Genomic DNA, 23,613 nt, shown 5'->3' with positions numbered 1-23,613 from the left:
ATAGAAAGGATTATTCAGAGCTAAAAGCCGCAGCCTTTTGCATTTGGTAATACTTGCCCTTTCTAGCCATGAGATCCTGATGGTTACCATGCTCCACGATGTCACCATCCACCAAGACTAGAATCAGATCCGCATCCTGAATGGTTGACAGGCGGTGGGCGATGATAAAGCTTGTTCGCTCTTTCATGAGTTTGGCAAAGGCATCCTGTACCAGCACTTCTGTCCGCGTATCGATGGAGGAAGTCGCCTCGTCTAAGATGAGAATCTTGGGAATAGCTAGAAAGACACGGGCAATGGTTAAAAGCTGAGCCTGACCGACAGAGAGAGATTCTCCTGCATTTTCCAACTTGGTATTGTATCCCTGTGGCAACTGTTGGATGAAAAAGTCTGCGTTGGCTGCTTTTGCGGCAGCAATCACCTGCTCCCTACTGGCATCAGGATTTCCAAAGGCAATATTGTCATGAATGGTCCCTTGCTTGAGCCAGGTTTCTTGGAGTACCATCCCAAACTGCTGTCTCAATGACGCTCGGGTATAATCATAAATGGATTGCCCATCTAACAAGATATCTCCCGAGTTAATAGGATAAAAACGCATGAGGAGATTGATAAGAGTTGACTTACCAGCACCTGTCGGACCAACGATGGCTACCTTGCTACCAGCTGGGATATCGATAGACAAATCCTTAATCAAGATCCTTTCAGGATTGTATCCAAAAGAAACATGCTTAAAGGAAATGGCTCCCTTAACTTGGTCACTGGTCAAGATTTCCTTACCTGTTTCAACAACCTCAGGACTTTCTAAGACAGCATAGACACGCTCTGCACAAGCTAAAGCACTTTGCAACTCAGCTAAAACAGAAGAAATATCATTAAAGGGCTTGGTGTACTGTTGGACGTAATTCAAAAAAGTCACTAAACGTCCGATGGTCAAGGTGGACCCCATCATGATTCGATAAGCTCCTACTCCAGCAAGAAGAGCATAAATGAGTGCGTTGACAAAGCGAGTTGAAGGATTAACCGTTGATGAATAAAAGATGGCTGACTGAGAATAGCCTGCATAGTTGGCATTAGCCACATGCAGTCTTTGGATAAACTCTGTTTGAGCATTGAAGGACTGGATAATAGTTTGCTGGCTAAGAGACTCTTCAATCAACTGAGTCTGAATTCCTCTCGTCTCCGTTTGCTTCTGGAAGAGGTGATAAGATCTCTTGGCAATAAAGCGTGAAATCACCATGGACAGGGGCGTCAACAGCAAGACCAAGAGGGCCATGAGGAGATGAATTTGGAGCATGGCTAGAATACTAACCAAAATCATCAAAACACCAATGAAAAATTGATTGAAAATCATGGTTAAGCCGGCTGCCAGCTGTTCTATGTCTGTGGTCACACGACTAACCATCTCTCCACTGCCCTGCCGATCCACAAAAGCAATCGGTAACCGATGGAGCTTATGAATGATTCGCTCCCGCAAGTCTCTGGTATAAGAGAAGATTAGACGATTATAAAGAAGAGGATTGGCCCATTGTACCAGTGTATTTCCTATGATCACCAAGATCATCTGGATGAAAATCTGCCAAAAAACTGGTGAAGAACCAGTTACGAGGACCTGGTCAATGACCTGCCCAATCAAGATAGGTAGGTAGATCGATAAAGCAACTTGGGCAATAGTTCCTAGAAAGGCAAGGAAAAGGAGGAAAGGATGGTTTGCTAAATCTATGGCCAAACGTTTGAGCGTCTGGTTTGCGGTTTGTCGTTTCATGCTAGTCCTCCTTTCCATGTTGGGATGCATTGATTTCGCGATAGACTTGGCTAGTCTTCATTAATTCCTCGTGCTTGCCAACAGCTAGTAACTCACCTTTTTCCAAGAGGAGAATCTGGTCAGCCATCTGAAGTGTAGACGTTCGTTGAGAAATCAAGATTAAGCTCGTGTTAGGTAAATTCTCTCGGATAGCTTTCAAGAGCTTGGACTCAGTGATGGTGTCCAGGGCCGAGGTCGCATCATCTAGGATGAGAAATGGAGCTTGTCGCAAGACTGCTCGGGCAATAGATAGCCTTTGTTTTTGTCCACCTGAGAAATTTCGTCCTCCTGCCTCAACTAGGGCATCCAAAAGTCCTTCCTTTTCACTGACAAAATCCTTAGCTTGCGCAATTTCCAAGGCCTGCCAAAGTTCTTGGTCAGACACTTCTCGATTGAAACCTAGAGTCAAGTTGGAACGAATAGTTCCTTTAAAAAGTTCGACTTTTTGAGGTACATAGGCAATCCAAGACCGCCACTGCTCAAGATTACGAGGACTACATCCATCTCGATAAAGGTCAATGCTCCCCTTGTCTGCTGGATAAAGACCAAGTAAGACTTGCACCAAGCTTGATTTACCTGAACCAGTTCCCCCGATGATACCAAGGATCTGCCCTTGATTCATATCAAAGGAAATGTTTCTCAGAGAAGGCTGGGCCGCATCAGGATAGGTAAAGGTTAATTCTTTGACTTGCAAAACACGATCACCGGTAGCTTGCTTTTCTTCTAATTCTGAAAAAATATCTTCTGGAGCTTCGGTAAAAACTTCCTCAATTCGCTTGGCTGAGATATAGGACTGGTTGAGGGAATTGATCAGCATGGCAAGCTTAACCAATTCCACCAAGATTTGCAAGAGATAGTTGATGAGGGCAATGAGGGCACCTTGACTGAGTAAACCTCCTTGAATTGAAATATAGCCCTGCCAGATGATGACGAGAAGAGTTCCATTAACAATCAGATAGGTCAGAGGTGTTAACAAACTAGACCAGAAACCCGTCTTTTCTTGCAATCTAGCATAAACTTGGTTAAGGGTTTGAAAAATCTGTAACTCTCGTTTTTCCTGACCAAAAGCACGAATAACTCGCATGCCTTGTAATTGCTGGCGCGTTTCCTGAACCAGCTGATCCGTTTTCTTTCTGAGACTGCTGTAGAGAGGATTGACCAGTCGAGAGAGACCGACAATGACAATCGTCAAAATGACAACCATAACTAAGAACCAGAAAGTCAGCTCAGCCGAGATGCGATAGGCCATAAAAATGGCTCCAAAAACGATAATAGGCGCTCTCAAAAAGAGGCGCAGGAATTGATTGATACCAGTCTGAATCTGGTAAGTATCCGAAGTCAAGCGAGTCACCAAGCTAGAAGTTGTCAAACGATCTCTGCTGTCCTTGGGTAAGGAAAGAATATGACGATAAAGGTCGTCTGTCAGTTCTTTGGCAAAACCCACCGCTGCCTTGGCTGAGTAAAACTGGGCTACCAAGGCCACTAAAACGCCAATCACTGCAAAGATAAGGAGCAGGCCAATCTGCATCCAAAGGTGCCCTTGATCTCTCTGGGGCAAGGACTGGTCAACAATCCCTGCAATCACCATGGGAACCAAGAGTTCAAAAACAGCTTCTAGCAGCTTGAACAGGGGTGCTAGAATCGACTCTTTGATGTAGGGTTTGAAGTAAGATAGTAAGTGTTTCATAAATCCCTTCTATTCTTATTCTGGAAATGAAGAAAGTGGGAAGCCCCACCCTCTCAGTTTTATTTGTTTAAGTAAGGTAATAGATAGCCATATCCTGCTTTTTCCATCTCATCCTTGGCTATAAAGCGTAAGGAAGCAGAATTAATACAGTAACGGAGGCCACCTAACTCCTGAGGTCCATCTGTGAAAACATGACCCAAGTGAGCATTGCCTGAGCGAGAACGAACCTCGATTCGCTCCATTCCATGGCTCAGGTCCTTGTAATAGTGAATCAACTCCTTAGAAATCGGACGACTAAAACTTGGCCAACCACAACCTGAGGCAAACTTATCCTTAGCAAAAAAGAGTGGCTCCCCTGTCGTGATGTCTACATAAATCCCCTCTTCAAAAGTTTGGTCATAAGCATTACTAAATGGAGCCTCTGTAGCAGCTTCTTGCGTAACACGATAAGACTCTTCAGTTAAGCTTTCCTTTAACACCTCTTGACTAGGCTTTTCATAGTTTGAGGCGTCAATCAATGGCTTCTCAGCATCGGTCACATCGATATGACAATAACCTGAAGGATTTTTCTTGAGATAGTCTTGATGGTAGTCTTCTGCTAATATGTAGTGGCGAAGTTTCTCCACCTCTACTGCAATCTTTCGACCCAGCATGCGCTCCTGCTCCTGCACCACTGTGTAGATAGCTGGCAAGTCTGCTTCATCCTGATAATAGATTCCCGTTCGATATTGGCGACCACAGTCATTCCCCTGCTGGTTAATAGACACTGGATCAATAACACGGAAATAATAAAGCAAAATCTCTCTGAGTGACACAGCTTTCTCATCATAAATTACTTGAACCGTTTCTGCATGGTCTGTTTCCTTGAGCAACTGGTAATTGGTCGTTTCGACTTGGCCATTAGCGTAGCCGACACTGGTTGCTAGCACTCCAGCAATTCGGGAAAAATACTCCTCTAGGCCCCAAAAACAACCACCAGCTAGATAAATTTCTGCCATCTTTATTTCTCCTTTATCAAGTTTTTAAACTAATACTCTTCGAAAATCTCTTCAAAGCACGTCAGCTTACATCTGCAACCTCAAAACAGTATTTTGAGCTAACTTCGTCAGTTTCATCTATAACCTCAAAACCATGTTTTGAGCAACCTGCGGCTAGCTTCCTAGTTTGCTCTTTGATTTTCATTGAGTATAAACTTCTTTTCAAAAAAAGGATAGGAAGCCCTTTAATCAAGACTTTCCCCATCCTATCTTCTATTTCTTTACTTTGTTTCGACACGGACACCTTGCGTATCAACTTTCAAGTCATGCAGTTTGCCTTTGAAAGGTTGCTTTTGCAATTCTGCCTTAATAGCCGGCATCTTGTCATGAGAGGCCAAGACCATCACTGTTGGTCCGGCACCAGAAAGGTAGGTCGCATAGGCACCATTCTCTTTGGCTACTTGCTTAATCGTCGCAAATTCACGGACCAGACTTTGACGATAGCGCTCATGGAAGAGGTCCCCCTCGATTGCTTGACCAGCTGTCACCATATCTCCTGCTAACAAGGCTGCAACGGCCACATTGGCGATCGAACTAGCTGAAACAGCTTCCTTGTAGGACAATTTCTTAGGAAGGACACCACGGCTGTCTCGGGTACGCAATTCATAGTTGGGAATATAAGCTAGAAAATCACACTCTGGGAAGTCAGCCACAATCGCTGAAACATTTCCTTCAACAGAACTTGCAATAACGAGATTGCCGTAAATTGCTGGAGCTACATTGTCAGGATGTCCTTCAATCTTGGTAGCCAACTGCAATTTGTCGTGGTTAGATAAGTTGAGGTTGCCTAATTGGTTGGCTAGTTCAATCCCAGCAACGATAACCGAGCTAGAAGAACCCAAACCACGCGCCAAGGGAACATCACTGGTCATTTTCAAGCGTCTTGGTTGCAAGTCCGGCGCAATTTGCAAGGCAATCTTAAGCAAAAGATTACGCTCGTCATGGGGAATCCATTTGCCAATCTGGTGTTCAATCAACCACTCATCTCGTTCTTCACAGACCTCAATTTGAAGATACTTGGTTACAGCTACACCGACCGAATCAAAACCTGGCCCGATATTGGCACTGGTTGCAGGTACAATAATCTTCATCCTATTCTCCTAACACCTTGAAGGTATTCAAGAGGTCAAATTCTGAAGCTTTGGCCAACTCAGCTGAAACATTCTCAAGCTGTGCTTTATTAATCTTATGAGTGATAATCACTACACGCGCTTTGTCACCCTCTTTGCCATCTTGGAGGATTTGCTTGAAGGAAATATCTTGAGCGTTGAAAATCTCAGCCAATTTCAAGACCTGACCTTTTGAGTCTGGTGCCAAGATTGAGAAATAGTAGTTTGCTTTAACATCTTCAGGATTTGCCAAGACCAAATCACGGCTGTATTCGTTGAAGTCTTTACCAATGGTACCATCATTCAAGCGACGAACGATACGGACAATATCTGCTACAACACTTGTCGCAGTTGGTTTTTGACCCGCACCTGGTCCGTAGTACATCGATTCACCAATGCCTATAGACTTCACAAAGACTGCGTTCATTACCCCATTCACACTGGCAAGTGGATGTGCTTTAGGAAGGAAAGTTGGAGTCACTTCTGCAGCAATACCTGAAGGAGTTTCCTCGATAGAACCAACCAATTTCACTACATAGCCAAGGTCTTGGGCTACAGCTACGTCTTCTGGTGTGATGTTACGGATTCCCTTGTGGGCTACATCGTCAAAGGCAACCTTCATACCAAAAGCAAACTGGCTCAAAATCACCATCTTGTAGGCTGCATCAATCCCATCAACGTCATTTGTAGGGTCGCTTTCTGCAAATCCAAGTCTTTGCGCTTCAGCCAGAGCATCATCGTAAGACCAGCCTTCTTCCACCATCTTGGTCATCATGAAGTTGGAAGTTCCATTAACAACGCCAAGAACGCGCGTAATTTTGTCAGAAGCCAACGAATTTGCCAAAGTACGAAGAATTGGAATACCACCAGCAACTGCTGCTTCGTAGTAAAGTGCTACATTATGCTCTTTAGCAATTTCTAACAATTCTGCACCATGGACAGCCAAAAGGTCCTTGTTGGCAGTAACAACGTGTTTCCCAGCTTCCAAGGCACGAGTGATAAAGGTTTTAGCTGGTTCGATACGCCCCATCAATTCCACTAGAATAGTAATGTCCTTGTCTGATAAAATATCGTCTACATTGGTTACAAAGTTAAAGTCATTTCCTGCTGCAAGCAAGCGGTTCTTTTCATCTTCATCCTTGACCAATACCTTAGCTACTTCAATCTCCGAATGAGCTGACTGAACGATTTTTTCTCCATTTTCCTTTAGGAGGAATGGCACACCACTTGCAACGGTACCAAATCCAAGTAAAGCAATTTTAACTGTCATGTTTGTCTCCTAGAAATTTTCTGATATAGCCATTATAACAGAATTTTGTGAAAATTCCTATTATAGTAAATCACTATTTCAGTCTAGTAAAGAAAAAACGAATCCCATGATTCGTCTTTCTTGATAAATAAAAATTGATTTTAAAAATTATGAACGAATCTTTTGCAGATTAAGAACTGCATCGTGATTGATCATGATTTGCCCATACTCTTGCAAAACGGAACGACTGATGTCACTGTCATCTGCAAACTCACGCATACGAGCCAAGAGCCAAGCTGGATATGGACTTGGATGATTTTCTACATCAACTAAGATTGTCAAATAATAGTGTCCATTCATCTTATAGAGTTCAGAGGTTTCCATCTGGTAGTTAACCGTCTTTGCAAAAGCAACCAAGTCAGCAAGGCTTGAAAAGCGCAGGATATAGTAGATATAAGGTTCTTTCTTATTCTCAGTCTCCTTATTCGCTTGCTCCAGCTCCTCTTCCTTAGCCTCGACCTGCTCTAGAGATTGGATGGCCTCAATATCGTCCTTGGTCTTATCTGCAATGCTCTTTTCCAAGGTTTTGAGAAATTCATCTGGCGACATTTGGGCTAATTCTTCCATATCTGGTAGATCCGCCAAATCTTCAAAATCCAGATTCTGGTCAATCTTGGACTTGGTCACAAAGACGTCCACCTTATCAGGTTTTGGCGTCACGCGGAAACTCAGCATGCCACTATCCAAGAAATTGTCTGGCATCTCTAACTCATCTAAAATAGCATAGAAAAACTCTTCAGTTTTTTCCTGAGGAACGAGAAAGTCTGCAATCTCCATTCCTCGGTCCATCAAATCATCTAAAGTCATCGTGATTTTTAGTGTTGTATCACTAATTTGTTTCATCTTCATATCTAGTAACCTCATACTTTCAGTCTATCTATTATACTAGATTTTTACGATTTTATCAAAAGAATGAAGCGAGAATGTGATATAATACTAGATATGATTTTAGATTTAAGAAAGAAAGTTCAATGAAAAATATAAAAGTAAATGCCTTGGCCAGCTTGCTGGTCAATATTCTCAATATCGTTTTTCCACTGATAACCAATCCTTATCTGACGCGGATTCTCAGCAAATCCAATTACGGTTATTTCAATACAGCCAATACCTGGGCAAGTTTCGTTATTCCACTAGCTGCCTTTGGAATATACAACTACGGGATTCGAGCTATCAGTAAGGTCAAGGATGACAAGAATAAAATCAACTACGTCTTTTCTAAGTTGTTTTATATCTCGGTTTTTACCTCTCTCCTGACGACAGGTATCTACTTCCTCATTATCTTCTTTGACACCAGCATTGAGAATCTGAAGGTCCTCTACTACATCCTAGGGGCTCAAGCACTCTTCCAATTTCTCAATATCGAATGGATGAACGAAGCTTATGAAAACTATGCCTTCATCCTCTATAAAACATTAATTATTCGAATTACCATGCTGGTCGCTATCTTCGCCTTCGTTAAAACGGCAGATGATATCGTTCCTTATGCTATCGTTATGACAGCGACCACTGTCCTCAACTACCTGCTCAGTTTTCTTTGGATTAAGAGAGAAGTTTCTTTTGTTAAGATCGGTTTCGTCGAATTAGCTAAAGCTTCTAAACCACTCTTTACTATGCTTCTCTTAACGAACGCTAATATGCTTTATACCCTGCTAGATAGAATGTTTATCACTAAGGGACCGGATGAGAACTATATTTCCTACTATACAATTGCCTATAGTATCGTCATGCTGATTGCCAGTGTCTTGAGTGGAGCTATCAACGTCAGTATTCCACGCCTCGGCTACTATCTCGGGAAAAAGGATTACAAGTCCTATAATTATCTCGTGAATCAAGCGGCATCCCTATTCTATTTCCTTATGGTTCCAACTAGTATCGGGATTATGATATTGGGACGGTACGCAACTGTTATTTATTCTTCTGAAAAATATCTTGAAGCGGGTATCGTAACTAGCGTCTTCGCTTTTCGTACCATCATTTGGGCTATTGAGTTGATTCTTGGTAAACAGATTATCTTTATCAACGACCATGAAAATCGCTTAACTGCCTTCTACTTCCTTGGTGGTGGTGCCAATATACTATTAAATAGCATCTTGTATTTCAATAATATTTTTGCACCTGAGTATTACATCGCTACGACCATTATCGCAGAAACTATCGTTGTTTTACTTGAAATTCATTTTATCAAGAAACACCAACTGATTAGTTTAAAAGAAATTTTTATAACCTTAACACGTTATAGCCTCATATCCCTTGGTTTTATCCCAATCTTCTATATTTTCAAGATGATTTTCCAAATCAATTCCTACACAGTAAACTTTAATATGATTCTCATGGTTCTTTCTACCGTGGCAACTTGTGGTATCTATTACCTCTTGACCCTCTTTATTACCAAAGACAAAACACTCCACTATGCACTGAACCTTTTACTTGCTAAATTAAAACGAAATTAAAAAAATCCCCTACTGATAAATTAGTTGCCAGTAGGGGATTTTTTCTTTATTCGTTTTCTTTCTTTTCAGAAGCGTTGGCTTCTAGATTTGAATCTTGTTTAGGTTGTTCAACAATAGAGGAATTAGCTTCTTGTTTCTGTTCTGGCTTGACTGCCTCGCTATTTACAGCAGCAACAGCCTGTTTCCAGATACCTTCTTCGTTTACTTTGTAACCATCAGGTGTTGTTGCGTTCTTCAACAAAGAACCATTAGCTTGGAAATAGTACCAATTACCATCAAGCTGTTTCCAACCTGTCTGCATAGCTCCTGATTCATCAAAGTAATAATGATCACCATTTACTTTATGAAGGCCAACCAACATGATTCCATCTTCGGGATTTAGATAATACCAGACGCCTTTGTATTTTATCCAGCCAGTTTTCATAGCTCCATTTGATTCAAAGTAACGATAATGATTATCAAACCATTTCCAGCTTGTTTGCATAGCTCCAGATTTGCTAAAGTAATATTGCTTACCATCTACTTGATGGAGGCCGACTAACATAACGCCTTCCTTACCTTCAAGATAATACCAAGCATCACCATCTTTCAACCAACCAGTTTGGAGTGCGCCAGACGTAGCGTAGTAATGCCAAGAATTATTTGACCACTGCCATCCAACTTGCATAGTACCTGCAGAGCTGAAGAAATAGTTCTTACCGTCAATCTCTTTAGATCCTACAGCCATGATACCTGTTTCAGGATCCAAATAATACCATGATTCTTTATCTTTCAACCAACCAGTTTTCATAGCACCTGAGTTCGTATAGAAGTACCAGCTATTTTCTTGCCACTTCCAGCCAGTCTGCATGGCACCACTAGCATTCAAATAGTAACGAACACCATTTATATCTTGTCTACCAGTTAACATGATGCCATCTTTATCCAGATAATACCATGTTTCCTGATCCTTGACCCAGCCGGTTTTCATAGCTCCAGAACTTGCAAAATAGTTCCAGTGACCATCAACAAAGGCCCATCCAGTTTGCATGACACCTTCTTGATTAAAGTAGTACGTGCTTCCATTGATATTCTTTTTACCGACAGTCTTTAGCCCATCCTCATCATAGAAATACCAATCTGAATCAATCTTTTGCCAAGTTGAAGGCTTACCTGCTGCTTGGAGTGCACCACTTTCGCTAAAGAACATCTTCTTGCCATTATAGACTTGATGTCCCGTTAGCATCTTCCCATCTGCCGCAAAGAGATACTTTTTCCCTCCAATTTCAGAGAGCTCGCTAAATCGTCTAGCACCATTTGATTGGATATAATACCAAGAGTCATCTAGTTTGAACCAACCACCAGTTTGCATTTTACCATTTTGGTTCAGATAGTAATCATTCCCTTTGGCATTTTCTCCCCAGTCGTCGTTAAGGTGAAGCCAGCGACCTGCTTGCATTTGTCCTTTTCCATTAAAGAAGTATGTGGCTCCGCCAATCTCTTTCCAGCCGATAGCCATTTCTCCGTCAGTCAAACGATATTTCCAATAACCATCTTCTTGATACCATTTTTCGTCAACTACAGGGATATCAGGGAAGGTATTTGAAATATTAGCAAATCCTTTATCGCTAATATCAAAAACGGTAGCGTCTTGAGTTTGGCTAGCAGCATGAAGAACCTGAATATTTTTCTTCTGAAGGTATTCTCTGGTTGAAGCAACATTAATATCTCCACCAGTTGTCTGAATAATCATTTTTGGTGATAAGTTTTCAAGGAAATTAATCGTATTTGAAATTGTCGCATCATAATGGTGGTTCCATTTCATCATATCAACCTTGCCGATAACTGGACCTAACTTATCTTCTGCTCCTTCGGCATTATCCAAATCTCCACCAAGATAGATTCTCTTTCCTGCCACAGTCACCACTGAAACAATGGAGTTGGAGTTATCATCTCGAACTTTTTTCAGATTCCCTTCAGCATCATATTCATTCTTATAGTTGTAGAGTTGGATATCCATATCACCTAATTTTAGATGGCTATCCTCATCTGAAATATTCTGGATAAGAGTAACTCCTCGTTTTTGAGCTGCTCTCAAAGCATTATCATAATTGAAAAGATTATCCCATAGTCCCCAGTTCGCAGTGATCCGATCATCTGAATATTTTTTCAAATAAAACTTACCGACCTGATATCGATTGAGTATTTCGTCCGCTCCACCAATATGGTCACTATGAACATGAGTTCCTATAATAAAATCTAATTTTTTTACACCTATTTGATCCAAGTGGCGAATCAATCGATCCTCCAATACTTGATAATTTCTCATGGAAATTCCCCAGCGGCTTGGATAGCGTGGGTCACTCCCATCAGGAAAATCATAGTCTTCTCCCATATCAATCAAAGCATAGTGACCATTGCTTTCCAGAAGGATGGCGTCACTCCCAGATTTTGCTTTAGTATTTATGAAATGGATACGATTGCCCGAACCTGCAGAGATGGTATCTGCATCTACTCCTTGCGATAACTGAATCAATAATAGAAAGAATGCGAGAACACTATATCTAATTGATTTTAATAACCATTTATTTTTCACCTTGAAAACTCCTTTATCTTAACAATAAGCAACTTTGACTAATCTAATCAATCCAGTAGTTTTTATCCCCTCCTGGGACTTGTTGCTCAATAGGCGGTGGAGTCATATAGTTTTCTCCAAATTCGTAGACAAGTATTTCATGGTATTTTCTCGGAACCTTGACCACAATGTTTTCATAAGGCATATCAATCAAATCATAGAGCCATTCTTTTTTTATACCATTTGGATAATAAGGGTCATAGATAGTACAAGTAAGATCTGTTGCTTGATCTACACTATACTTCAAAGCAAGGCTCTCTAATTTTTGATTCCATAGCTGTGGGGAAGTTAAGCGGAAAATAGCTGATCCCATATAACGAGGGAGGTTTTTAAGTCCACCATTCTCAGACTTGATCCCTTTAAAATTCAAAGAAGAAAGGCGAATGAAATATTTGTAGAGCTTCATTTTTTTACGGTCACTTTCCTCTGTGACGACACCATCATATGGAAAAATGTCAACGCAAGTTCCCAATACGACCGTTGGGTCTACGAGGTTAGCATCTCGACGAGTCCTTACATCATAGACTCTCATATAACTGTATGGATATCCCTTTGTTTCTCTGAATGAAATCAATTTGTAGTAGGGATGATTTTCATTTTGTAAAACCTTGTACAGTTTTTCAAATTCATCACGCGCCAAGGAAATATCTGTATCATCATCCCAAGGGATAAATCCTTTATGGCGTACAGCTCCTAGTAAGGTTCCAAAATCAATAAAGTATTTGATTTGATGTTGTTCACAAAGATCATGTAGATACTTTAAAATATCCAATTCTACTTGCTTTATTTCTTCAAGAGTTAAAGTTCTTTCAGACATAGGTTCTTTTCTCCTAAATTTGACTATATTTTTAAACGTTTCTTAATCCCAATCCCGTCATTTAGACCTTTTAACAATCTTCCATAATTTAAAATCATGATGAGATACTCTTTGTTCAACCGGTGGCAATTGCATATAGTCTCCGTAGTCTGAGGTCAAAATTTCATGATAATTTTTCGGAATGGTAAATTCCTTACCTTCAAATATTCCAGTAGTAACTTGTTCCAGCCATTCACGTCTCCACACTGGTTTGTTCATATCCTTGTAGATAAGATAATCCACTTGCTCATAATCTGAGACTTTACGGGATTTTGCAAGCTCTTCAATCTGGGCAACGTATTTGTTCGTATTGGTGAAATAGAAAATAATAACTGACACATAGCGTAGCAGCGAATTCAGTACACTTTTCGTATTGGTAATGCCTTTAAAGGTGTAGCAACTCAATTGACGTTTCTTTATCAGTTTCGTCATCTTGTTTTTAAATTCTACGTCATCCTCGTAGCCATCTACAGGGAAAATATCTACATAGATTCCCATATTCGAATCGATGCGAACATCTTCTTCTAGCAAGTAAGTATGGTTATCCTGCACTTTCATGAAGGGATAGACATAGTTGAGATTATTTTTATAAGACATGACCTCGTAACGTTCATCAGGGTTAGCGATAAGGTAGTCTTGCAATTTTTCATAATCTTCTCGTAACATGCAGATATCCATGTCATCATCCCAAGGGATAAATCCTTGATGGCGAACAGCACCAATTAGACTTCCATATGCTAAGAAATACTTGACTCCAATTTTCTGACAAACTTCATGAATATACTCCATGATTCCAAGTTCCATCTGTTGAATTTCATTGACATCTGTTACTTCTTGGTACCGAACTCCTTCATCCCGTTTGCAGACTACGAGTCCATAGCCAATCGCTAGCCAGAAGATGATATTAATAAAGTTGGTTGAATACATAATCTGACTTTCAAATAATTGACCAAACAAGATACCAAAGAAAAGGATCATGATCAATTTATCAGTATGTTTCTTGGAAACAATCAAATACGTTAAAAAGCGCTTGATGACATAAGCCAGTACAAGAAGGAAGGATACCAAACCTAGAACTCCCGAACTGACAAATATGGTCACAAAAATGTTATGGAAATTCCCACCGATAAGGGAGTTTTGAATCTCAAATTTACTGAAATATTCTGTGTAGTAATCTGGAACATTTCGTACACCATAACCAAAAATTGGTTTGGCACTTCCCATCTTGATGGCATTTTTCCAGATATAGGTTCTACCACTTGGTGTTGTTTCAATCAGATGGAGCTCACCGTTCTTCTTAGTAACAGACGAATCTGTCTCAGCATAGGATTGTCCATTGTTTAAATCTAAGACAGTCGCAGTTTCAGATGAGATATAGATTGAAGTTATATAGCTTAATCCAATATTAGTTGCAGTAATCAGCAAACCAACAACTATAAAAGTGAGGAATCGTTTAACGATACTTCCTCTAGTAGCAAAGAAACTATAGAGTCCAATCATGAGAAGTAAAGAAAGTAAGGCTCCTCGACTTTGCATCGTAGCGAAGTAAACTAATTGAATCACATTGTTCAGTTTAAGATAAACAGAATATTTACTTCCTTTATGGATCAAATACATGGCCAAAATAATGCTAATGTATGAAAATATCGCACTAGCATTTGGATTGACAATCCCCCACAGACGGCCATTCATGACACCATAGTAATAAGATTGTTCGCCAATCTTAAATAGGATAAGGACTCTACTTACCAATAAACCAAACGCAAAAATTGCTGAAGAAAAAGATACAATTTGAACCGTATAAGCAATCCAGTCAACTAATTTTTTAAGTTGCCCTGATTGTAACATGGTAAATAATAAAACATAGGTTACCATGAAGAGGATTTCAATCACATTTCCAATCAAATGTCCAGAGCGATTGAAAATAGCTGATAGCAGATGACTTCCAGCTAAGAGTCCAAATAAGGATAGAAATTTGCGATCTACTGTGATTTCTTTCCACTTAAACAATAAGGTATAGCAAATATAAAGCACCACAATCGCTGATAATCCCTTGTAGAGGGGATTTGCTATCTTATAAACCAGTGAACTCATACTTAAAATCGAAATAAAAACAAATAGATACGCAATCCATAGTTTTGATTTTTCAAAGTATTCATCCATTTTTGAAAAATTCATTTTCAACTCCTTCTCATGATATTAGTTTTTTAATCCAACAATTTTCTTATATAGCCATGGAGAAATGACAAGTGAAAGGATCGCTACCTTGCGAAAAGTAGTGAAATAAGCATCCTTCCATATTTCGCGTCGATGCTGAACAATCCAATTCCTCAGCTCGGCTTTCTCCTTTTGATACTCTTCACGTGAAGTAAAGATAATTTTATCGTAAACTGTGATGTACGACCAACATTCTCTGTTTATTAATTCGTATTTCAAATTAGGAAAGGCTTGTGAAACTTGAGCAATTATTTGCTGATAAACTTCTATTGTGTCAAATACATATCGATTAACAGATGTTGTTGCACTTCCCTCACGATGATCATAATAATAAACAGGTTTGTCAATAAAGACGCAACTACATCTTGTCTTTAGTAGCAATTCAGTTAAAAATAAGGCATCTTCAGCTAGGTGATAATTTGTATTAAACTTTTCATCCGCAAGCAGGTCTCTCTTAAACAGTTTTGCAACTGGAAAAAATGACGTTCTGGTAGTCATCAGTAGTTCCTTCATGGTTTCTTCTGTTGACCAGAGTTCTGTTTTTCCAGAATGTGAAGGTATATCAGTTACAATGCCGTTTTTGATATGGTGCAGAGGAGCAATTGCAAAGCCTACATTCACCCCTTCAACTGCACTTGCTAAAGTAGCTAGGTAATCCTGGGTAACGAAATCATCGCTATCAATAAAGGTAACCCAAGAACCCGTCGCTAGCTGAATTCCCATATTTCTAGCATTTGAAACACCAGAATTTTCGATATGATAAACCTTGATATTCTCATACTGAGATGCTAAGTGATCACAGATCTGTCCACTAGAATCAGTAGAACCATCGTTGATTAGGATTAACTCAAAATGGGCATAAGTCTGTTGAAGAATCGACTCCACACATCGCTCCAGATAGGCTTCTACATTGTAGACCGGAACGATAACGCTTATTTTTTCTCCCATCATGCTCCATATTCTCCCTTGTACTCTGTGTAGCTCTTGTCCATGTCTGCTATAATAGCATCATGATGCGGTACTTGCTTGTCTGCTGGTGGCGGTGTCATATAGTCCCCAAAAGCAGTGCTGAGATAGGCATCATAGCCGACTGGGATGGGCATCTCAGTTCCTTCAAATGGCAAGAAAAGATTGTCCTCAAAGGATGCGATTGGGTATTTGTTTCGCATGTAGCCGGGACCTGAGCATAATTCCGTAATTCCATCGCTCTCAGCCAGACCATACTTGGTCATTTCTTTTTCAGCTTTTTTCCAAATGCGATAACGTAGAGATTTTGGAGTCAGGCCGAGTAAGATGCGACTTCCCCATTTCATGACCGCACCATGCTTTTCTGGGATAGTTTGCGCACAAAAGAGTGAATAAATCAGGGCCCAACGAACCTGTTTCTTACGCTCAGCTGGATTTTTAGGATAATAATCCAATGGTAAAACGTCCAAGGCCAAACCGTGTGGCAAATCCAAATCCTTTTGATAAGGCTTGATACAAGTAGTTTCCTTGTCACGAATGGTAATAAAAAGGTTACGGTCTACAAAATCTTTGTTACTCTTTGACAAGAAATAACGCTCGTCTGCATAACGTGGCCACAGTTCTGCTAATTTTTCATAGTCCTTACGTGGCATGAAAAAGTCTAGATCATCATCCCAAGGAATGAAGCCCTTATTACGAAGGGCGCCAATGGCTCCTCCACCACAGAGATAGCACAACAAATCATGTTCTTTACAAAATGCGACGAAATATTCAGCCATTTCCAGACTACGAGCCTGAATCGCTTTCAAATCACTCATGTCTCTCCTCTTCTGTCCAATAACGAGTTATATCGTTTTATTATACCATAAAAAAGCCCTAAAAATCCATCAGATACTAAGAAAAATCAAAGCCTAAACCACTTTTTCACTAGTAATTCAAACTTTGATTTTTTTATAGTATTCTATCTCATTCCCATTTGGGCGAGTTTGGTCTGGTATTTATTTTGATCAACTAGAAGTCCTTGTCCACCATAGATATCATAAGCATCTACCCAGTCACCAAGTTCGGGAACAGTTAATCTTTCGATACCATTCTGAGCGCCTTCAATGACAGATAAACCATTGGTCAACAAGAAGCTATACGGTAAATTGGTCGAAGTCATCGCAAAGACTTTTCCAAGTGCCTCTGATCCCGTAAAGAGCTTGGTTGGATCTTTGATTTGCTCAAGAACTGCTGACATGACTTGTTGCTGACGTTTGGTACGGCCATAGTCTCCCTCATCATCATCACGGAAGCGAGCATAGTTCAGCAAGGTGGAGCCATTCATCTGCTGTTTTCCAACTTTAATGGTTTGAGTTGGGGACTCTGTCTCTGTTGCATGAAGGTCATCTCCAACTGTCGCTTCTGTTAAAGGTTGACCATTCAATGTTGAGAATTGGGCATCAATCGTTACTCCGTCAGGGAAGAGGGTATCAATAGCTGTTGCAAAGGCCTGGAAGTCGACCAGGGCATAGTACTTAATATCCAAATCAAAGTTATCTTTTAGAACCTTGCGGACCATTTCAGCACCTTTTTGCCCTTCTTGTTCCCCAAGTTCATAAGCAACATTTAGTTTGTTATCCGTCTGTTTCTGGCCATTTACAATCTTACTATACCCGTCGATATAAACTAAATTGTCACGCATAAAGCTGACTAGTTTAATCTTCTTATCCGATCCACTGACATTCAGTACCATGATCGTGTCAGTACGGGTTTCCGCACTATTTTGACCGATACGGCCATCTGTCCCCATGACTAGGATATTCACACCATCTTTGGTATCCTGACCGTTAAAGACCTCTACTTGAGCTGCCTTGGCGTAAGCTGGTTTATTTGTTGGATTGGCTGCTGACTGGAACCCTCGAAGAAACATGAAAATCATCCCTGCAAGCACACAAGTAATCAACAGCAGGAACCAAGTCAGTATTCGTTTGAAGCGAATTCTTCTTTTTTTCTTTTTGACTTTAGGTTGAGGAGTTACCTTTTCACGTTTCTTAGATCGACTTCTACTGCCATAAGTCGGAAGATCAATATCTCTACCCCAAGATTCTTCTTTTTCTTCTTGGTAGAAATGGTGAACTTCCGACTTGGGACCTGCCATTTTCTGTTGCAGATAATCAAACTCCCTCCGTTCACGGTCGTTGAGGTAATGAATATTTTTGAAGAGATAGTCATAACGTAACTGCTCGTGATGACTTAAAGGATTTTCTTTGCTCATTGACTCTCCTTTTCTATATCAGTTATGGTAAAAATCGGGTAGGTTCCCAGGATCTTGTGCTGGATTCCAATAGCTTCTAGTTCTTGTCTTGCAAAATGAACCAGTTCTTTGTCACTATAGTCTACATCGATAATGAAAAAGTATTCTCCCAAGGCTGTTTTAAGGGGGCGACTTTCAATCTTTGTTAAGTCAATCCCTCTCCAAGCAAAGGTCGAAAGTGCCTTGTAAAGAGCACCAGGTAGGTTGTCTGGTAAGGTCAAGGCCAAACTCATTTTTTCAGCTTGTGAGTTCAAAGGAATCTTCGGTATCTCTGCCCCTAACACCCAAAAACGTGTGAAATTGGCTTCCATTTCCTGAATATCCTCTGCAATCAATTCCAAGCCATATTCTTCAGCTGAACTTCTAGGAGCAATGGCTGCATAAGGCTGATCTGGATGTTCCGAAATAAAGCGGGCCGCATAGGCGGTACTGGCGGTTACCTCGATTTTAGCCTCTGGATAGTGTTTGTCGATGAATTTCTTTCCTTGAGCCAGAGCCTGAGGATGAGAAAAAATTTTCTCAATTTTTGACTGACCTGGAACCACCATCAACTGCTGGTGAATGGGCTGAACGATTTCTGCAACTGCTTGGATGCGAGCCTGATGAAAAAGATAATCCAAACTTTCATGAACGCTACCCTCAATAGAATTTTCAACTGGCACCACAGAATAGTCCACCAAGCCCTGTTCATAGGCCTTGATGACATCAGTGATATTGGCAAAAGCCTGCAATTGCTCTTTGGGAAAGGCTGTCTGCACAACATGATGCGAAAAAGATCCCTTGGGACCTAGATAGGCAATTTTCATCTCAGTTCCTCTATAATTTCCTCTGGGCTTAACTTGGTCACATCCAAAACCCGACTGGCTACTTCCTCATACCAAGCTTGTCTTTCTTGGAAAATAGTTGCCAATTCTTCCTTACTTTTGTTAAGAAAGAGCGGGCGCTGATTGTCTTTATCACCTACGATACGTTGGTAGAGGGTTTCAAAATCTGCTTTTAGGTAGATGTTATCAGGATTGGTTTTGAGCAAGTCACGATTTCTTCGAGAAATGACAACCCCTCCGCCAGTTGACACAACTCGGTCCGTTTTTAGTAAGTCAGCTAGGACTTCTGACTCGACTTGACGAAAGGCCACTTCTCCTTTTTCAGCGAAGAAATCCGCAATAGACATGCCCAAGCGTTCCTCGATTAAGGCATCCATATCGATATAGTCTGGGTCCAAGCCTCTAGCGATTGTCGACTTGCCAGCCCCCATAAATCCGAGTAATACCTTAGCCATGAATCAAGCTCTCCAAATCATCAAAGAAGCTAGGATAGCTGGTATTGATGGTTTCAGCACGATCAAGTTCCACTTCTCCATCCGCAACCAAGAGGGCTGCGATGGCTGTCATCATTCCAATTCGATGGTCACCAAACGTATTGACTCTAGCGCCATGAAGTCTTGATTTCCCTTTGATAATCATCCCGTCTGCTGTAGGAGTGATGTCCGCTCCCATGCTATTTAAGGCATCTGCCACCACCTGAATGCGGTCTGTTTCCTTGACCTTGAGTTCCTCAGCATCCTTAATGATCGTTACACCTTGCGCTTGTGTCGCTAGAAGGGCAATAATAGGCAATTCATCAATCAAGCGGGGAATCAAGGCTCCACCAATCTCTGTTCCTTTCAAGTCAGAGGACTCGACAGTTAGGGTTGCAGATTTTGCGACTGGATCGATATCAGTTATTTCTAGTTTTCCACCCATGGCACGAATGACATCAATAATACCAGTACGCGTTTCGTTGATGCCCACATTCTGCAGCACCACACGAGAGTTTGGAACAATCAAACCTGCGACCAACCAAAAGGCTGCACTGGAAATATCTCCTGGAACAACTACCTTTTGTCCGATCAGTTTTTGCGGCCCTTGGACTGTGATTTTCTTTCCGTCCACACTTAATTGACCACCAAATTGCTGCAGCATATCTTCGGTGTGGTTACGAGTACATTCTTTCTCGATAATAACGGACTCCCCCTGAGCCTGCAAAGCCGCAAACATCAAGGCAGACTTGACTTGAGCAGAGGCGATTGGCAATTCATAGTCAATAGGTGTAAGGTTTTTCGTCCCTTTTAGGTGAAGAGGGGGCAGGTCTCGCTCGGTTTGCCCTGAAATGCTAACGCCCATTTTTTTCAGTGGAATCGTCACGCGATCCATAGGACGTTTAGAAAGACTATCATCTCCAAACATCTCTACTTCGAAGTCTGCACCAGCAAGTACACCTGAGATCAGGCGAATCGAGGTGCCAGAATTTCCCATATCCAAGGCATTTTGTGGCGCTTTTAAGCCATCCATGCCAACACCTTGAATAGTAATAACCCCATCTTTATCCTCAATTTCAACACCAAGGTCACGAAAAACCTGCATGGTTGAGAGCACATCCTCTCCACGCAGAATATCATATACCTTGGTTTCTCCCTCAGCCAAACTTCCAAAAATAATCGAACGGTGACTGATAGACTTGTCACCTGGAACCCGGATACTGCCATGTAAGTGGCGAATGTTTGTTTTTAGTTTCATAGTTGACCTCATACTTGCAATACTTTTTCTTATTTTATCACAAAAAGGCCAGAAATTCCTGAAATTTCTGGCTTTTATACAGATAAAATACTATTTCAATAATTCTGAAACAGGTTCAAAGATAATTTTTTCAATGTCTGAAAGGTAAATAGATAATTGTTGCTGTTTGGCAAAGAAATCTGACAAAAGAGCGTTCTCTTGGATTTGTTTGCTGAAAGACTGCATCTTTTCTTGGAAAGAGGCGTCTGGCATTTGTCCCGTTTGCGCCATGACTTGGATTTCTTGCTGGAAAGCGAGGTAGTCTGCAAAAATCTTGCTAGCTTGTTCATCAGCTTGGATGGCATCTTTTGCCGCCTTAACTGCCTTGTATTCTGGTAATTCGCGTAACCCGCGACTAAGTTCATTTGCACTATCGTAAATATTTGACATGATTTTCTCCTTATTTGATGACGACTGTGTAGTCCGTATTTTCTGTAATTAAGCGCTCAGCTCGTTCCAAATCTTGAGTATTTTTAAAGGAAATTTGGAGAATCCCGTGAACATCCTCACGGTTTTCCTCGTTGATGTGGATGTTAACCAAGGAAGTTCCACGTAGCAATTCCAAAATCCGCAAGATGACATCTTCTTCATCGGGAACGTCGACATAGAGGTCGTAAGAGCTATCCACACCACCACGCTTATGGATTTCCATAGCTTGTCGTTGCGCACGCGCTTGGTTGAAAAAGTTCCAGATTTGCTCTTCATCTCCCCTGCTGATGGCCTGACCAATCGCTTCCAAGCGCTCCTTGAAATCCGCAATTCGATCTAGAATAGTCTCACGATTGGACAAGAGAATGGAAGTCCACATACCTGGCTCGCTTTCCGCAATCCGAGTCATATCTCGAAAACCACCCGCCGCAAAGCGTCTTGCCATCTCATGTTCTTGAGCATAAACTGCTGTCTGCTCCATGAGACCTGATGCCAAGATATGGGGAAAATGGCTAATCTGTGAAGTTACTCGATCGTGCTCCTTGGCATCAATTTCAATGAAACGAGCATGGAGACCTGAAAGTAGGTCCTTCATTTCCTCAAGCGTGTCTGAACTAGTCAAACTAGATGGAGTAAAGATATAGTAGGCATTTTCAAAGAGATTAACATCGGCAGAGGCAGCTCCTGTCTTGTGGCTACCAGCCATGGGATGGGCCCCGACAAAGCGGACAGGCTTGCCAACCAAATACTGCTCCGCCACATCTACAATGGCTGACTTGGTTGAGCCTGCATCTGAGATAATGATGCCTTCCTTCAAGTCTAAGTTTGCCAGCTCCTTAATAAAAGCAATGGTCTGTTTGATTGGCAAGGTCAGAATGATAACATCTGCTAGAGGAGCGAAACTAGCAAAATCATCCGTCGCACGGTCAATCATCCCCCGCTCCAAGGCAATATCTCTAGAAGCCTGACTGCGATTATAACCTAGAATTTCATAATCAGGATGATCGCGTTTGATACCAAGCGCCATCGAGGCACCAATCAAACCGAGACCTGCGATATAGATGGTTTTTGCCATAGGAACTCCTTAATAGTTCTTTGTATACTCACGGTGTTTGGTTACCGCTTCTTTTAATTCCTCTAGGTTGTCCGATGAAAATTTTTCAAGGATTTCTTGCGCCAGAACCGTTGCTACAACAGCTTCCATGACTACCCCAGCTGCTGGCAGAGCGGTCGGATCACTTCTCTCCACGGTTGCCTTGTAAGGTTCGTGGGTTTCGATATCCACACTCATAAGTGGTTTGTAAAGAGTGGGAATGGGTTTCATAACTCCACGAACAACAATTGGTTGCCCATTGGTCATACCACCTTCAAAACCACCTAGATTATTGGTACGACGAGTATAGCCGTCTTCTTTAGACCAGAGAATTTCATCCATAACTTGGCTGCCTTTGCGGTAACCAGCTTCAAATCCAAGACCAAATTCCACCCCTTTAAAGGCATTGATAGAAACAACTGCTTGGGCCAATCGCGCATCCAATTTTCTGTCCCATTGGACATAGGAGCCAAGGCCAACTGGAACGCCTCCGACGACTGTCTCTACAACCCCACCGATGGTATCACCGTCACGTTTGATTTGGTCAATATAGTCCTTGATTTCCTGTTCCCGCTCTTGGTTGACAATAGAAACTTCAGACTGGGCAGCTCGTTCCTTAATCTCAGCCACTGTCAGATTTTCAGGTACATCGATTTCCTTGCCACCAAAGACCACGACATGGTTGGCAATCTCCATATTTAGCTCAGCCAAAAGTCGTTTGGCTACTGCCCCAACAGCCACTCGCATGGTGGTTTCACGGGCAGATGACCTCTCCAAGGAATTTCGCAAATCATCAAAACGGTACTTAATGCCCCCAACTAAATCGGCATGACCTGGGCGAGGATGGGTAATTTTTCTCTTGCTTTTAAGGCGGTCTTCAATGTCCTCAGCAGACATGATATCCAGCCATTTTTGGTGGTCCTTATTGATGACATCCATGGTAATAGGTGCCCCTGTCGTCTTCCCGTGACGAACGCCCGAAGTAAAGACAACCTGGTCACTCTCAATCTTCATACGGCCACCACGACCGTAGCCACCCTGACGGCGTTTAAGGTCTCCATTAATATCCTCTGCTGTCAAAGGAAGTCCAGCTGGAATTCCTTCAATAATAGCCGTCAAACGGGGGCCGTGTGATTCTCCTGCAGTTAAATATCTCAT

19 protein-coding genes are annotated in these 23,613 nt (G+C 41.4%); 1 reads left to right on the top strand and 18 read right to left on the bottom strand.

The features are described 5' to 3' along the window. Positions 1–10 precede the first annotated feature (10 nt). From GMD6S_RS01340 to mecA, 6 genes are all read right to left on the bottom strand, one after another. Positions 11–1,759: an ABC transporter ATP-binding protein gene (locus tag GMD6S_RS01340; protein WP_000828807.1), complete on the bottom strand. Its 1,749-nt coding sequence runs from the start codon at positions 1,757–1,759 to the stop codon at positions 11–13. 1 nt (position 1,760) lies between these two features. Next, a complete protein-coding gene (locus GMD6S_RS01335; RefSeq protein ID WP_000681722.1) occupies positions 1,761–3,485 on the bottom strand; it encodes an ABC transporter ATP-binding protein in 1,725 nt (574 codons plus the stop codon). A 59-nt stretch (positions 3,486–3,544) separates the two neighbouring features. Beyond that, complete coding sequence (gene msrB / locus GMD6S_RS01330; RefSeq protein ID WP_000818177.1) at positions 3,545–4,483, bottom strand: peptide-methionine (R)-S-oxide reductase MsrB; 939 nt, start codon at positions 4,481–4,483, stop codon at positions 3,545–3,547. Between the two features lie 260 nt (positions 4,484–4,743). Continuing rightward, on the bottom strand, positions 4,744–5,613 hold the full coding sequence (gene thrB, locus GMD6S_RS01320; protein ID WP_000692419.1) for a homoserine kinase: 870 nt from the start codon (positions 5,611–5,613) through the stop codon (positions 4,744–4,746). A gap of 1 nt (position 5,614) precedes the next feature. Continuing rightward, positions 5,615–6,901: a homoserine dehydrogenase gene (locus GMD6S_RS01315; protein ID WP_000216361.1), complete on the bottom strand. Its 1,287-nt coding sequence runs from the start codon at positions 6,899–6,901 to the stop codon at positions 5,615–5,617. A 147-nt stretch (positions 6,902–7,048) separates the two neighbouring features. Then, positions 7,049–7,789, bottom strand: a complete 741-nt coding sequence (gene mecA, locus GMD6S_RS01310; protein WP_000782699.1) for an adaptor protein MecA — start codon at positions 7,787–7,789, stop codon at positions 7,049–7,051. A 122-nt stretch (positions 7,790–7,911) separates the two neighbouring features. Here mecA and GMD6S_RS01305 point away from each other — a divergent pair, with 122 nt between their 5' ends. After that, entirely contained in the window at positions 7,912–9,390 is a 1,479-nt protein-coding gene (locus tag GMD6S_RS01305) for an oligosaccharide flippase family protein (protein WP_000789711.1), read from the top strand. A 46-nt stretch (positions 9,391–9,436) separates the two neighbouring features. Here GMD6S_RS01305 and GMD6S_RS01300 read toward each other — a convergent pair whose 3' ends face one another. The 12 genes from GMD6S_RS01300 to aroC form a co-directional block, all read right to left on the bottom strand. Further along, positions 9,437–11,965 (bottom strand): MBL fold metallo-hydrolase, encoded by a 2,529-nt coding sequence (locus tag GMD6S_RS01300; protein WP_000792505.1) that lies wholly within the window; start codon positions 11,963–11,965, stop codon positions 9,437–9,439. A gap of 43 nt (positions 11,966–12,008) precedes the next feature. Next, positions 12,009–12,821 (bottom strand): LicD family protein, encoded by an 813-nt coding sequence (locus GMD6S_RS01295; RefSeq protein ID WP_008292505.1) that lies wholly within the window; start codon positions 12,819–12,821, stop codon positions 12,009–12,011. Between the two features lie 57 nt (positions 12,822–12,878). Beyond that, positions 12,879–15,038, bottom strand: coding sequence for a LicD family protein (locus GMD6S_RS01290; RefSeq protein WP_001011688.1), 2,160 nt, complete (start codon positions 15,036–15,038; stop codon positions 12,879–12,881). Positions 15,039–15,059: 21 nt separating this feature from the next. After that, complete coding sequence (locus GMD6S_RS01285; protein ID WP_000971798.1) at positions 15,060–16,028, bottom strand: glycosyltransferase family 2 protein; 969 nt, start codon at positions 16,026–16,028, stop codon at positions 15,060–15,062. After that, positions 16,025–16,861 (bottom strand): LicD family protein, encoded by an 837-nt coding sequence (locus tag GMD6S_RS01280; protein WP_001281444.1) that lies wholly within the window; start codon positions 16,859–16,861, stop codon positions 16,025–16,027. The genes GMD6S_RS01285 and GMD6S_RS01280 overlap by 4 nt, the downstream gene beginning before the upstream one ends. Before the next feature lie 143 nt (positions 16,862–17,004). Next, a complete protein-coding gene (locus GMD6S_RS01275) occupies positions 17,005–18,300 on the bottom strand; it encodes an LCP family protein (RefSeq protein WP_000032324.1) in 1,296 nt (431 codons plus the stop codon). Further along, positions 18,297–19,145 (bottom strand): prephenate dehydratase, encoded by an 849-nt coding sequence (gene pheA / locus GMD6S_RS01270; RefSeq protein ID WP_000686435.1) that lies wholly within the window; start codon positions 19,143–19,145, stop codon positions 18,297–18,299. Before pheA ends, GMD6S_RS01275 begins: the two co-directional genes overlap by 4 nt. Continuing rightward, positions 19,142–19,618: a shikimate kinase gene (locus GMD6S_RS01265; protein WP_001151358.1), complete on the bottom strand. Its 477-nt coding sequence runs from the start codon at positions 19,616–19,618 to the stop codon at positions 19,142–19,144. Before GMD6S_RS01265 ends, pheA begins: the two co-directional genes overlap by 4 nt. Continuing rightward, positions 19,611–20,894, bottom strand: a complete 1,284-nt coding sequence (gene aroA, locus GMD6S_RS01260; protein ID WP_008292502.1) for a 3-phosphoshikimate 1-carboxyvinyltransferase — start codon at positions 20,892–20,894, stop codon at positions 19,611–19,613. Before aroA ends, GMD6S_RS01265 begins: the two co-directional genes overlap by 8 nt. A 90-nt stretch (positions 20,895–20,984) precedes the next feature. Next, a complete protein-coding gene (locus tag GMD6S_RS01255) occupies positions 20,985–21,323 on the bottom strand; it encodes a YlbF/YmcA family competence regulator (protein ID WP_000065972.1) in 339 nt (112 codons plus the stop codon). 10 nt (positions 21,324–21,333) lie between these two features. After that, positions 21,334–22,437: a prephenate dehydrogenase gene (locus GMD6S_RS01250; protein WP_001140469.1), complete on the bottom strand. Its 1,104-nt coding sequence runs from the start codon at positions 22,435–22,437 to the stop codon at positions 21,334–21,336. A gap of 9 nt (positions 22,438–22,446) precedes the next feature. Continuing rightward, entirely contained in the window at positions 22,447–23,613 is a 1,167-nt protein-coding gene (aroC, locus tag GMD6S_RS01245; protein ID WP_001269883.1) for a chorismate synthase, read from the bottom strand.

Source organism: Streptococcus sp. GMD6S (assembly GCF_000297015.1).
This window is presented reverse-complemented; position numbering and strand designations above follow the sequence as displayed.

Excerpts from the sequence above, each read along its gene's own strand:
- GMD6S_RS01335 (WP_000681722.1), bottom strand. The coding sequence starts at position 3,485 with ATGAAACACTTACTATCTTACTTCAAACCCTACATCAAAGAGTCGATT.
- GMD6S_RS01255 (WP_000065972.1), bottom strand. The coding sequence starts at position 21,323 with ATGTCAAATATTTACGATAGTGCAAATGAACTTAGTCGCGGGTTACGC.
- GMD6S_RS01265 (WP_001151358.1), bottom strand. The coding sequence starts at position 19,618 with ATGGCTAAGGTATTACTCGGATTTATGGGGGCTGGCAAGTCGACAATC.
- GMD6S_RS01285 (WP_000971798.1), bottom strand. The coding sequence starts at position 16,028 with ATGATGGGAGAAAAAATAAGCGTTATCGTTCCGGTCTACAATGTAGAA.
- thrB (WP_000692419.1), bottom strand. The coding sequence starts at position 5,613 with ATGAAGATTATTGTACCTGCAACCAGTGCCAATATCGGGCCAGGTTTT.
- GMD6S_RS01295 (WP_008292505.1), bottom strand. The coding sequence starts at position 12,821 with ATGTCTGAAAGAACTTTAACTCTTGAAGAAATAAAGCAAGTAGAATTG.
- GMD6S_RS01340 (WP_000828807.1), bottom strand. The coding sequence starts at position 1,759 with ATGAAACGACAAACCGCAAACCAGACGCTCAAACGTTTGGCCATAGAT.
- GMD6S_RS01275 (WP_000032324.1), bottom strand. The coding sequence starts at position 18,300 with ATGAGCAAAGAAAATCCTTTAAGTCATCACGAGCAGTTACGTTATGAC.
- GMD6S_RS01280 (WP_001281444.1), bottom strand. The coding sequence starts at position 16,861 with ATGAGTGATTTGAAAGCGATTCAGGCTCGTAGTCTGGAAATGGCTGAA.
- aroA (WP_008292502.1), bottom strand. The coding sequence starts at position 20,894 with ATGAAACTAAAAACAAACATTCGCCACTTACATGGCAGTATCCGGGTT.
- GMD6S_RS01305 (WP_000789711.1), top strand. The coding sequence starts at position 7,912 with ATGAAAAATATAAAAGTAAATGCCTTGGCCAGCTTGCTGGTCAATATT.
- mecA (WP_000782699.1), bottom strand. The coding sequence starts at position 7,789 with ATGAAGATGAAACAAATTAGTGATACAACACTAAAAATCACGATGACT.
- pheA (WP_000686435.1), bottom strand. The coding sequence starts at position 19,145 with ATGAAAATTGCCTATCTAGGTCCCAAGGGATCTTTTTCGCATCATGTT.
- msrB (WP_000818177.1), bottom strand. The coding sequence starts at position 4,483 with ATGGCAGAAATTTATCTAGCTGGTGGTTGTTTTTGGGGCCTAGAGGAG.
- GMD6S_RS01315 (WP_000216361.1), bottom strand. The coding sequence starts at position 6,901 with ATGACAGTTAAAATTGCTTTACTTGGATTTGGTACCGTTGCAAGTGGT.
- GMD6S_RS01290 (WP_001011688.1), bottom strand. The coding sequence starts at position 15,038 with ATGAATTTTTCAAAAATGGATGAATACTTTGAAAAATCAAAACTATGG.
- GMD6S_RS01250 (WP_001140469.1), bottom strand. The coding sequence starts at position 22,437 with ATGGCAAAAACCATCTATATCGCAGGTCTCGGTTTGATTGGTGCCTCG.
- aroC (WP_001269883.1), bottom strand. The coding sequence starts at position 23,613 with ATGAGATATTTAACTGCAGGAGAATCACACGGCCCCCGTTTGACGGCT.